At 48.6% G+C, this 12,243-nt stretch carries 11 protein-coding genes; 6 read left to right on the forward strand and 5 right to left on the reverse strand.

All coding sequences use genetic code 11. The features are described from left to right. Window positions 1–106 precede the first annotated feature (106 nt). Window positions 107–604, forward strand: a complete 498-nt coding sequence (locus tag MJ611_RS09170) for a hypothetical protein (protein ID WP_250429392.1) — start codon at window positions 107–109, stop codon at window positions 602–604. Between the two features lie 74 nt (window positions 605–678). Here the strand turns inward: MJ611_RS09170 and MJ611_RS09175 are convergent, their stop codons facing one another. Together MJ611_RS09175 and MJ611_RS20555 are read right to left on the reverse strand one after the other, a co-directional pair. Continuing rightward, the gene (locus MJ611_RS09175) at window positions 679–1,281 is read right to left on the reverse strand and encodes an FKBP-type peptidyl-prolyl cis-trans isomerase (RefSeq protein ID WP_250429393.1); all 603 of its coding nucleotides are present in this window, start codon (window positions 1,279–1,281) and stop codon (window positions 679–681) included. Window positions 1,282–1,423: 142 nt separating this feature from the next. Further along, window positions 1,424–1,555: a hypothetical protein gene (locus MJ611_RS20555; protein WP_262921635.1), complete on the reverse strand. Its 132-nt coding sequence runs from the start codon at window positions 1,553–1,555 to the stop codon at window positions 1,424–1,426. Window positions 1,556–2,045: 490 nt separating this feature from the next. Between MJ611_RS20555 and MJ611_RS09180 the strand changes: the two genes are divergently transcribed. Then, the gene (locus tag MJ611_RS09180; protein WP_250429394.1) at window positions 2,046–3,602 is read left to right on the forward strand and encodes an FMN-binding glutamate synthase family protein; all 1,557 of its coding nucleotides are present in this window, start codon (window positions 2,046–2,048) and stop codon (window positions 3,600–3,602) included. Window positions 3,603–3,608: 6 nt separating this feature from the next. Then, the gene (rnk, locus tag MJ611_RS09185; protein ID WP_250429395.1) at window positions 3,609–4,019 is read left to right on the forward strand and encodes a nucleoside diphosphate kinase regulator; all 411 of its coding nucleotides are present in this window, start codon (window positions 3,609–3,611) and stop codon (window positions 4,017–4,019) included. A gap of 84 nt (window positions 4,020–4,103) precedes the next feature. On the opposite strand, the gene MJ611_RS09190 is transcribed toward rnk, so the two are convergent. From MJ611_RS09190 to MJ611_RS09200, 3 genes are all read right to left on the reverse strand, one after another. Continuing rightward, the gene (locus tag MJ611_RS09190) at window positions 4,104–4,259 is read right to left on the reverse strand and encodes a hypothetical protein (protein ID WP_250429397.1); all 156 of its coding nucleotides are present in this window, start codon (window positions 4,257–4,259) and stop codon (window positions 4,104–4,106) included. 138 nt (window positions 4,260–4,397) lie between these two features. Next, window positions 4,398–7,784, reverse strand: a complete 3,387-nt coding sequence (locus MJ611_RS09195; RefSeq protein ID WP_250429399.1) for a methylmalonyl-CoA mutase family protein — start codon at window positions 7,782–7,784, stop codon at window positions 4,398–4,400. Between the two features lie 155 nt (window positions 7,785–7,939). Continuing rightward, on the reverse strand, window positions 7,940–8,500 hold the full coding sequence (locus MJ611_RS09200) for a DUF1003 domain-containing protein (RefSeq protein ID WP_250429400.1): 561 nt from the start codon (window positions 8,498–8,500) through the stop codon (window positions 7,940–7,942). A gap of 236 nt (window positions 8,501–8,736) precedes the next feature. Between MJ611_RS09200 and lepA the strand changes: the two genes are divergently transcribed. The 3 genes from lepA (at window position 8,737) to MJ611_RS09215 (ending at window position 12,111) form a co-directional block, all read left to right on the forward strand. Further along, window positions 8,737–10,521 (forward strand): translation elongation factor 4, encoded by a 1,785-nt coding sequence (gene lepA, locus MJ611_RS09205; protein WP_250429402.1) that lies wholly within the window; start codon window positions 8,737–8,739, stop codon window positions 10,519–10,521. A gap of 167 nt (window positions 10,522–10,688) precedes the next feature. Further along, a complete protein-coding gene (locus tag MJ611_RS09210) occupies window positions 10,689–11,201 on the forward strand; it encodes a class IV adenylate cyclase (protein WP_250429404.1) in 513 nt (170 codons plus the stop codon). A 28-nt stretch (window positions 11,202–11,229) separates the two neighbouring features. Next, entirely contained in the window at window positions 11,230–12,111 is an 882-nt protein-coding gene (locus MJ611_RS09215) for a bifunctional 5,10-methylenetetrahydrofolate dehydrogenase/5,10-methenyltetrahydrofolate cyclohydrolase (protein WP_250429405.1), read from the forward strand. Window positions 12,112–12,243 lie beyond the last annotated feature (132 nt).

Raw genomic sequence — 12,243 nt, forward strand, 5'->3', positions numbered from 1 at the left:
TGCTTTAGATCTATTAGTTTCTAATTTTGTCACACTGTCGTTGTAATTACAACTGATGAACTTACAAAACAGTTAACTTTTAGCGCCCTATATTAAACATTAAGCTATGTCTACAGATAAATTGATTGCTACTGATTATGCAGCAAACTTCCAGTTCCCGCTGGAAACGAGCGGTGCGATCATTGAGGGAAAACTGGAAGCCTCTTATGACCAGGATTCTGAAACGCTTAATATTCGTTGGAAAGGAGAGGTCCGGTCTGAAGAGATCAAAAGAGGGTATGCCAGCATCATGCAGATGGTGCGGCATTACAAGCCCCGCAAATGGGTGCTGAACCTGCAGGAGCGGGACGGCGTGAAACGGGACGACCAGCGATGGGTTTTCAAGTATGTTTTTCCGAGAGCATTGCGCGCGGTAAACGATGATATTTTCCTGGCAGTGATCTTGCCGGTGCATGCCTACCACAGCGTGTTAACCGATATTGACGGCGACGAACTGATCGTGGAGGACAAGTTCCTTGTTTTACAGCATTTCCTGTATCCGGAAGAGGGGAAGCGCTGGCTGGAGAGTATGGTAGAGATGAAAGAAGCCGGAGCAGAAGTATAGATCCGGTAGCATACAAAAAACAGGGGCAGCTTCCAGAAGCTGCCCCTGTTTTTTGTATGCGGATAGTGCGTGTATTATTTGTTTACGGAGATCAGCTCTACGTCAAAAATAAGTGTGGCATTCGGGCCAATGGCATCGCCTGCTCCCTGTGAGCCGTAAGCCAGGTTAGAAGGTATAAACAGTCTCCACTTGGCGCCTTCTTTCATCAGTTGCAAGGCTTCTGTCCAACCTGCAATTACACCGTTTACCGGGAACGTAGCCGGCTGGCCGCGCTCATAGCTCGAGTCGAACACAGTGCCGTCGATGAGTGTGCCGTGGTAGTGCGTAGTTACCCTGTCGGTGCTGGAAGGTGTTTTGCCGGTACCTTCGTTCAGTACCTGGTATTGCAGGCCGCTTGGCAGCGTATTTACACCTTCTTTGTTTTTGTTGGAAGCCAGGAACTCTTCGCCTTCTTTCTTGTTTTCGGCTGCCTGGGCACCCTGTTTCTGGCCCATTTCCTGCTGCAGGGCCATCATGGCCTGCTGTACCTCGTTTGCTGAAAGGGAGGATGGCTGGCCAGCCAAGGCCTCTTTCATACCTTTCAAAAAGGCTTCTGCTTCAATGCTTATACCTTGTTTGGTCAGGTTGGCAGCCATGTCGCGGCCAATGATGTAGCTTATTTTTTCTTGTTGCGTCATGAATGAAATGATAAATATATATTGTATCTGGACTATAAAGGTATCGGTTCAGGCTTTAAGAACCTAATGGATAGGTATACGCTGAAAACATAAAGGCGAACCTGCCGGCCCGCCTTTAATCTGTTTTTTTAGTGTGTAGGAGTTACAAATACAGGTGTACTTCTTCGTCCTGAAGGTCGAAGTTCAGGTCGCCTGGTGTAAGCCATCCTTTCATAAGGAAGCCAAAGGTAGTTCCTAAAATAAACAGTGACGATAACGTAGATATATGTTTCATGACGATTGATGTAAGGAGGTGATGGTACTTTTCTAACGCTATATAGCTATGAAAGTTACCCTAAATTTCAACCTAACTGTCTGCTTTTTATCCAGCCGACATGGATAGGACGAGGTATAAACAATAAGATCGTTTTCCAGTTATAAAACAGTGGCAGAAACGGTGTAAGGGCACTTTTGGAATAATAATATTCCGGGATGAGTAGCTTATTTAAAGAACTTTGTCCTACCTTTGTGTGAAATATTGATTATGAAGCCATTCAGCTATACTTGTTTGTCTCTGTTAGCGCCAGCTAGCGCAGGCCTTGTTGTTGCTTCTCATCACGTATCCCTAAGTGATGAACTGAATGGTTATTGCCTTCACTTTTTTACTACTCCCAAGGCCTTTAACAGCTAAGCCGGAGTTACCCTACGTTTAAGCTGCAACTAATGGGTAGTTCCGGATCGGTGGAGACAGCAAGTTAAACGAATCTTTTTATCACTTTTATTTCATGGCAACAAAATTCAGCGTCAGACAAACGTTTGTGTATGTCTTTGTTTCGCTTTATCTGGTTACGCTCCTGTTATCAGTTTTCGATCGGCAGGCACTTTGGTCTTTACTGGCTATTGTACCACTGCACCTTGTTTACCTGAACAACATCCGTCAGGGCAAACATAGTATACTGCGCAACTACCCGCTGCTGGGCTACCTCCGTTACTTTTTCGAAAGTATACGCCCGGAGCTGCGCCAGTATTTTTTTGAATCGGACCTGGACGGGAAACCGTTCAGCCGCCGCCAGCGCTCCATCGTTTACCAGCGAGCCAAAAACGTGCGCCAGACAGTGCCGTTTGGTATGCAGGCAAACAGCCAGGAAGTAGGTTTTGAATGGATCGCCCACACGATGTTTCCGGTGCACGTGAAAGAGGAGAACCTGCGCGTGACGGTTGGCAGCAGCAGTTGCAACCAACCCTACAGCGCCAGCATTTACAACATCTCGGCCATGAGCTACGGCTCTCTGAGCAAAACAGCTGTTACGGCCCTCAGCGCCGGTGCCAAACTGGGCGGCTTTGCCCACAACACCGGAGAGGGTGGTGTTAGTCCGTTCCATATAGAAGGAGGCGGGGACCTGATCTGGCAGATCGGTACCGGTTACTTTGGCTGCCGCGACAAAGACGGCAACTTCTCTGAAAGATTATTCCAGGAGCAGGTGGCACACCCGAATATCAAGATGGTGGAGATCAAGCTGTCGCAGGGAGCTAAGCCTGGGCACGGCGGTATACTTCCTGCTGCCAAAAACACTCCTGAGATTGCGGCCATCCGTAAAGTGGAGCCTTTTACGACGGTAGCGTCACCGCCGGCACATTCGGCTTTCAACGATCAGTTTACCATGCTGCTCTTTATACAGAAACTGCGGGTGCTATCGGAAGGTAAACCTATTGGTATAAAGTTGTGTATTGGTAATAAACAGGAGTTCGAACAGCTGTGCCGGGAAATGATGCACAACCGGATCTACCCTGATTTTATTACGATCGACGGGGCTGAAGGCGGTACCGGTGCTGCTCCGCTGGAGTTTACTGACAGTCTGGGCATGCCGCTCTACGATGCCCTGGCCTTTGTACAGAATATGCTGAAGAAGTATGGCCTCCGCGACGAGATCAAGCTGATGGCAGCCGGTAAGATCATCACCGGAGTTGATATCCTGAAGGCTGTGTCGTTGGGAGCGGATATTTGCTACAGTGCCCGTGGTATGATGTTCGCGCTGGGTTGTATACAGGCGCTGCAATGCGACTCCGGACGTTGCCCTGTAGGTATTGCTACGCAGGATAAAAACCTGTACAGCGGCCTGGATGTAACAGATAAACGTGTGCGCGTTGCCAACTTCCACGGCAACACCATCAAGTCTACCATCGAGGTGATGGAAGCCTGTGGGTTCAGCTCGTTGAGCCATGTAACGCCGGATAAGATCTTCAGAAGAGTGGAGCAGGGGAATACGCTGAGCTTTAAAGATATTTATTTCGCAAAAAATGCGTCGGCCAGCGAAATCAGCAGAAACTATGTATTAAACTGAGTTGATATGAACAACACCATCTATTTAACCGAGCAGGACTATAAACGCCTGATCGACCTGATACAAGTGCAGCGTCAGAGCAACGGTGCAGCTGTGAACATTGGCAAGTTAGGTGAAGAACTGAAACGGGCAACCATCGTAGCCTCGGAAGAAATTCCTGCTAACGTGATCACGATGAACTCAAAGGTGCAGCTAAAGGATCTGGTTAGTGGCAAGGAGATCGAGATCACGCTGGTGTATCCGAAGGATGCTGATATCAGTACCCGTAAAATTTCGATTTTCGCGCCTGTAGGCACAGCGATTATAGGCTGCAAGGAAGGAGATGTGGTGGAGTGGCCGGTACCCTCCGGTACGATCAACTATAAAATAGAAAAGGTGATCTACCAGCCGGAAGCAACCGGCGATTACCATTTGTAACAAGTATAAAATGGCAGTATATGCCGCAAAACAAAGCCCCTGGCATGCTGCATGCCAGGGGCTTTGTTTTATACTTTACAGGTACTAATAATAGATATTTGAATCTTCATCGTATAGGTCGAAATCCATGTCTTCATCTTCCAGGCGGGTACTTTTATACACGTAGGCGGCTGCACCCACTAACAGCAATGTAACCGCAAACAGGAGCACAGGAAAATCAGTCTTTCTTTTCTTTCTCATAATTCTTTGATTTGAGTCTTACTTATACGGTTGAGTCGTAGCTTTAAGTTGTAAGCTTGTTGATAATGAGCACATAAAAGAAAAAGGAGCCGGTTTTCACGGGCTCCTTTTTTACTAGTTTATACTTTAAAATATAACTTACATGTTTCTGCGGTACTGTCCGCCTACCTCAAATAAGGCATTCGTGATCTGGCCAAGTGAGCAGTATTTCACCGTCTCCATCATCTCTTCGAAGATGTTGCCGTTGTTTATGGCCACCTGCTGTATACGTTTCAGCATTTCGGTTGACTTATCCGCATTGCGCTCCTGCAAGGCACGCACCATTTTGATCTGGTATTGTTTCTCATCTTCGGTAGCACGGATAACCTCCTGCGGAATAACCGTTGGAGAGCCCTGCGAAGAAAGGAAGGTGTTCACGCCAATGATCGGATACTCGCCGGTATGCTTCAGGGTCTCGTAGTATAAACTTTCCTCCTGAATCTTGCCGCGCTGGTACATCGTTTCCATCGCACCCAGTACACCGCCACGCTCTGTTATGCGGTCGAACTCTGCCAATACAGCTTCTTCCACCAGGTCCGTCAGCTCTTCGATGATGAATGAGCCTTGCAGCGGGTTCTCGTTTTTGGCAAGTCCCAGCTCGCGGTTGATGATCAGCTGAATGGCCATTGCGCGACGAACAGAAGCTTCTGTAGGCGTTGTGATGGCCTCATCGTAAGCGTTGGTGTGCAGTGAGTTACAATTGTCGTAGATCGCGTAAAGCGCCTGCAGCGTGGTACGGATATCGTTGAAATCGATCTCCTGTGCGTGCAGCGAACGGCCGGACGTCTGGATGTGGTACTTCAACATCTGAGAACGGGCATCTGCGCCATACTTGTGCTTCATCGCTTTGGCCCAGATTCTTCTAGCTACACGGCCAATTACCGCATACTCCGGATCGATGCCGTTGGAGAAGAAGAAGCTCAGGTTAGGCGCAAACTTGTTGATATCCATGCCGCGGCTCACATAGTACTCCACAAACGTGAAGCCATTTGCCAGCGTAAAGGCTAACTGCGAGATCGGGTTTGCACCAGCTTCTGCAATATGGTAGCCGGAAATAGACACCGAATAGAAGTTACGCACGTTCCTGTTGATGAAGTACTGCTGTACGTCACCCATCAAACGAAGCGAGAACTCAGTAGAGAAAATACAGGTGTTCTGTGCCTGGTCTTCTTTCAGGATATCTGCTTGTACCGTGCCACGAACTGCTGCCAGCGTACGGGTTTTGATCGGCTCGTATACTTCGGCAGGTAGTACCTGGTCGCCGGTTACACCCAGCAACATCAAACCTAAACCATCGTTACCTTTTGGTAGCTCACCCTGGTATCTTGGGCGCTCAACACCTTTCTCTTTATAGATGGCTTCGATCTTGGCATTTACTTCTTCTTCCAGACCATGCTCTTTAATGTATAGCTCGCATTGCTGGTCGATGGCAGCATTCATAAAGAAGCCGGTAAGTATAGCAGCCGGACCGTTGATGGTCATCGAAACCGAGGTCATCGGATCAGCCAGATTGAAGCCGGAGTATAGTTTCTTGGCATCGTCGAGGCAGCAAATGCTCACGCCCGAGTTACCAATCTTACCATAAATATCCGGTCTGAAATCAGGGTCTTCGCCGTAAAGGGTTACGGAGTCGAATGCTGTAGACAGACGCTTGGCTGGCATGCCTAAACTCACGTAATGGAAGCGACGGTTGGTACGCTCCGGACCACCTTCGCCGGCAAACATACGGGTAGGGTCTTCGCCTTCGCGCTTGAACGGGAATACACCTGCTGTGTATGGGAATTCACCCGGCACGTTCTCCTGCAGGTTCCACTTCAATAGATCACCCCATGCTTCGTAGCGTGGCGTAGCAACCTTAGGGATCTGCAGGTGCGAGAGCGATTCGGTATGGGTCTTTATCTTCAGCTCCTTGTCACGTACCTTGAACACATAGAACTCGTTCTTGTAGGCCTGTACTTTCTCTTTCCAGTTCTCGAGTATTTTCTTGTTCTGGCCGTCTAAGCTTAAAGCAACTTCCGCATACGCTTCTTCCAACTGTTTTACCAAACGGTCTTTATCAGCAATTTCTATACTTTGAACTGCTTCGATAGACTTTTTGATACCGTATAGTTTCTGCGCTACTTCCGCCTGGTCTTTGCTCCACTTATCGTAGTTGCGGATGGTTTCTGCGATCTCAGACAGGTAACGTGTGCGGGCAGGAGGGATGATGTATACTTTCTCCGACATCTCCTGCGACGTATGCAGGTTAGAAGCGAATTCCACACCGGTTTTTTCCGTGATCTTGGCCATTACCGCACGGTACAGGCGGTTCATGCCCGGGTCATTGAACTGGGAAGCGATGGTACCGAATACCGGAATTTCCTCGTCGTTCACATCCCACAGCTGGTGGTTGCGCTTGTATTGTTTCTTCACATCACGCAGGGCGTCTAGGGCACCACGCTTGTCGAATTTGTTCAGGGCAATAACATCAGCAAAGTCGAGCATGTCGATCTTCTCGAGCTGCGTGGCGGCACCGTACTCCGGCGTCATCACATACAGGCTCATGTCAGAGTGCTCGATGATCTCGGTGTCCGATTGTCCAATACCAGATGTTTCCAGGATGATCAGGTCGAAATCAGCTGCTTTCACGATGTCCACGGCGTCCTGTACATACTTGCTCAGGGCCAGGTTGCTCTGGCGGGTTGCCAGCGAACGCATGTAAACTCTGTCGTTAGAGATGGAGTTCATGCGGATTCTATCACCCAGCAAAGCACCACCAGTCTTACGTTTCGACGGGTCTACAGAGATGATAGCGATCTTCTTATCCGGGAAATCCAGCAGGAAGCGGCGCACCAGTTCATCTACCAACGACGACTTACCTGCACCACCTGTACCGGTGATACCCAGCACTGGCGTTTTAACTTCTTTTGCCTGCTCTTTTACAGCGTCAAGTATAGAACGGGCTTCTTCCGGGAAGTTCTCGGCAGCCGAGATAAGACGGGCAATGGCTTTTGGATCTTTGTCTCTTAAATGCTTCGCTTCTCCGTTCAGGTCTTTGCCTGTGGGGAAGTCGCACTTCTCGAGCATGTCGTTGATCATACCCTGCAATCCCATCGCACGTCCGTCGTCAGGAGAATAGATACGGGCTATGCCGTAACCGTGCAGTTCTTCGATCTCGGTAGGAAGTATAACGCCACCACCGCCACCGAAAATACGGATATGGCTGCAGCCGCGCTCGTTGAGCAGGTCGTACATGTACTTGAAGTACTCCAGGTGGCCGCCCTGGTAAGAGGTAATGGCAATGGCCTGAGCGTCCTCCTGAATCGCACAATCCACGATTTCCTGCACCGAGCGGTTGTGGCCCAGGTGTATCACTTCAGCGCCTGAAGCCTGAATAATACGACGCATGATGTTAATCGACGCGTCGTGTCCATCGAACAACGAAGCGGCTGTCACGATCCGGATATGGTTGACAGGCTTATATGGTTCTACTGTAGTAAGTTGCATAGTTTACTAACAAGAGTTTTCAAAAAATCATGCGAATATAGCAAAATTTAGGGTATGATTTTCAGATGTATAAAGTCCTTACAACATGCGTACTTGCCATATAGGAAGCACTTAGTAATCAATAAGTACTCTGAATGGAGCTATTGAATTAATTATCAGCTGCCGGTTTCTCTGTTAATATCCTGTTGGTGCTTTTCCATTCTGTCCATCACCTTCTCCGGGGCAACATTTTTGGTTAATTCATCAAATTCGGGATTATGTGCCTCTTCTATGTCCATTTTATGAGCGATAGCTCTTACCAGTTTTATCAGGTTAGTAACCTCATGCTCCGATAAAAGGCTTACCTGCAGGTCAAGTTCGGCACGCTTATCGGCTTGGGCTGCCATACGGTTTTGGCTGATCAGTACAAACGTGGAAAGGAAAATGGCTTCAACCGACGCGATCATGGCCAATACCACAAAGGATTCATCAAAAGGTTTCAGGCCCAACCAACCCAGGTTCCAGATCACCCAGATGCCATACACAGCCAGGTGAATGTATACATACGCCATACTTCCGGCAAACCGGGTGATGGCATCGGCTACTTTGTCCTGAGCTGGCCTTTCCTGGTCTTCCTGCTGTTTGCGTTCGAGTAAAGCTTTTATGTTGCGTTCTACTACCTGCGTCATTCTACCCGACGGGTCAGGAGCAGTATTTTTATCTTCGTATTTGTTCATACAGTAGTAATAGTATAGCTGTTGTATACGGGCCAGTAGGGTAGTACGAAGGTGCTGTTCTGGTTAGTTGCTGCGTTTTCAGCCCCGGTTACATCTTGTACGGTCGGCTCATCGGAATTAATTTGCCTAAAAAGCCCTGATTTAAGTCTGCTGTTTACTTGTATTCTATAAATCTTGGCCTCAGAAGCTGAAACAAAGCCACTTTCTTCTTAACTTTGTTATTCGTATAGATATTTATGAAGAACATTCGCAATTTCTGCATCATCGCCCATATCGACCATGGTAAGAGTACTCTGGCCGACCGTCTGCTGGAATTCACCCAGACAGTAGCAGAGCGTGAAATGCAAAACCAGCTGCTCGACAACATGGACCTGGAGCGTGAGCGCGGCATTACCATCAAGAGCCACGCTATCCAGATGAACTATAATTACAAAGGAGAAGATTACGTACTGAACCTGATCGATACGCCAGGCCACGTAGATTTTTCTTATGAAGTATCCCGTTCCATTGCTGCCTGCGAGGGCGCACTGCTGATCGTGGATTCTTCGCAGGGGATTGAGGCGCAGACCATTTCTAACTTATACTTAGCCATCGGCTCTGACCTGGAGATCATTCCTGTACTGAACAAGATCGACCTGCCGCACGCCATGCCCGAAGAAGTATCGGACCAGATCATCGACCTGATCGGCTGCGACAAAGAAGATATCATCCATGCTTCGGGTAAGGCAGGTATCGGTATCGAAGATATCCTGAATGCTATTTGCGAGCGTATTCCGGCACCAAAAGGAGACCCGGAGGCACCCCTGCAGGCCCTGATCTTTGACTCTGTATTTAACTCCTACAGAGGCATTGAAGTATACTTCCGGATTTACAACGGCACGCTTCGTAAAGGCGATAAGGTAAAGTTCATAAACACGGGCAAAACCTACGAGGCCGACGAAATCGGCGTACTGAAACTGAACCAGGAGCCACGCCAGGAAATGGCAGCCGGCAACGTGGGTTACCTGATCTCGGGTATCAAAAATGCTAAAGAAGTAAAAGTAGGTGATACCATTACGCATGTGGATCGTCCGGCTCAGGGTATACAGGGCTTTGAGGACGTGAAGCCGATGGTGTTTGCCGGTATTTACCCGGTAGAGACCAGCGAGTACGAAGAATTGCGTGCCTCCATGGAGAAGCTGCAGCTCAACGATGCTTCCCTTGTATGGGAGCCGGAGACTTCTGCTGCCCTTGGCTTCGGTTTCCGTTGCGGATTCTTAGGCATGCTGCACATGGAAATTGTGCAGGAGCGTTTGGAGCGTGAGTTCGATATGACGGTAATCACGACCGTTCCGTCGGTGCAGTTCAATGTGCATACTACCAAAGGCCAGTTGCTGAAAGTAAGTGCGCCTTCTGAGATGCCGGAGCCAAACTACATCGACCACATCGAGGAGCCGTTCATCAAGGCGCAGATCATTTCAAAGGCAGAGTATGTTGGCCCGATCATCACGCTTTGTATGGAAAAGCGCGGTATACTTAAAAACCAGACGTACCTGACCAGCGACCGCGTAGAGCTTTCGTTTGAAATGCCGCTTGCCGAGATCGTATTCGACTTCTTTGATAAACTGAAGACCATTTCGCGTGGATATGCCTCGCTTGACTACGAGCTGATCGGTTTCCGCCAGTCGAACATGGTGAAGCTGGATGTGATGCTGAACGGAGAGCCTGTGGATGCCTTGTCGGCCATCGTGCACCGCGACAAAGCCTACGAGTGGGGCAAGCGCCTGTGCGAGAAGCTGCGTGAGCTGTTGCCTCGCCAGATGTTCGAGATCGCGATCCAGGCTGCTATTGGTCAGAAGATCATCGCCCGCGAAACGGTGAAGGCCCTGCGCAAGAACGTATTGGCCAAGTGCTACGGCGGTGACATTTCGCGTAAGCGTAAGCTCCTCGAGAAACAGAAGAAAGGTAAGAAACGCATGCGCCAGGTAGGCAACGTGGAAATTCCGCAAGAAGCCTTCTTAGCCGTGCTCAAACTCGACTAACCTATAACAAGCCCCGACGTGCCCCTCCGCGCCGGGGCTTGTCGCTTATATACATTTTGACAGGAGAATTTGTGACAAAGGACAAAAGACATAAAGTATAAACTTTTAGTGGGCCTTCAATCCAATAGTTCTTTGCCAGGAAGTCTGATAATAAACTTGCTAAAGCCTTGTACCTCGATATAACTATAAAAGCCCGTTGCTACAACCCCGCCAAAGTTGAAAGTATACTTCTGGAACATGGGGCTCAGTATGTGGGGCTGGATGTGCAGACGGATACCTACTACGAAGCAGATTATGGTAAACTGAAGCACCGCCAGGGAAATATTGAGAATGTGCTTATACATTATAACAGGAAATCAGGCGGGGGAACAAAACAAACCGAAGTACTTCTTTATCTTAAGCACCCAGGAGCTGAAACGATTAACCAGATCTGCGGCAGCCAGAAAGTTCTGGCGCAGGTAAAGAAGCTCCGAAAGATTTTCTTTATCGGGAATGTGAAGTTCCACATTGATTACCTGGAGGAACTTGGCCACTTTGTTGAAATAGAAGCAATTGATCTTGATGGCTCGCTAGGCTTGGATATGCTGAATCAGCAATGCCATTATTACAAAGAACTTCTCCAGATTGAAGAGGACGATTTAGTTACAAGTGCCTATACTGATTTAATACAGCATTCATAATTCATAATTCATAATTATAAAGTAAACTATGATCCTGCTCGACGGCAAAAAGACATCCGAAGCCATACAGAATGAAATAGCTGCAGAAGTAGCTGAGATTAAAGCCCATGGTGGTAAAATACCGCACCTGGCGGCTGTGCTTGTTGGTAATGATGGTGGCTCGGTTACGTATGTTACCAACAAAGTGCTGGCCTGCGAGAAAGTTGGCTTTGGCTCTTCGCTTATCCGCTACGAAGACGATGTGACCGAAGAAGAGCTTTTGAACAAAATACAGGAGCTGAACGAGGATGATGAGATCGATGGGTTTATCGTGCAGCTTCCACTGCCAAAGCATATCAATACACAGAAAGTGCTGGAGGCTGTAGACCCGAGAAAAGATGTAGATGGTTTCCATCCGGCTAATGTGGGCCGAATGGTGGCTGGATTGTCTTCGTTCCTGCCGGCTACACCGTATGGCATTCTGCAGTTAATCGAGCGTTATCAGATCGAAACGAACGGCAAGCACTGCGTCGTGATCGGCCGCAGCAATATAGTAGGGTCGCCGATGAGTATCCTGATGTCGAAGGCGGCTTACCCGGGCAATGCCACCGTTACGCTCTGCCACCGCAACACAATTGATCTGGCTTATTACACCCGTCAAGCTGATATCATTATTGCCGCCGTAGGTATACCCGGGCTGATAACAGAAGACATGGTAAAAGAAGGCGCCGTAGTCATAGACGTGGGTACAACCCGCGTTCCGGATGCCACCCGCAAATCTGGCTACAGATTGCGTGGCGATGTGGACTTTGACAACGTAGCACCTAAGTGCAGCTACATCACCCCTGTACCAGGTGGTGTTGGCCCACTTACAATTGCCATGCTGTTGAAGAATACCCTGAAAGCTGCCAAGCGCGAAGTATACGCGTAAGCAAGTATAAATTCTACCAAAGCCTCTCAGTATCCTCAGGATGTTGGGAGGCTTTTTTGTGTCTGATTCTAGTTGATTCTCCTGTCATCTCGACGCAAGGAGAGATCTGTGTTAGCACAGGTATAGCTCTTC

The sequence above is a fragment of the Pontibacter ruber genome, assembly GCF_023630205.1.
GTDB lineage: Bacteria > Bacteroidota > Bacteroidia > Cytophagales > Hymenobacteraceae > Pontibacter > Pontibacter ruber.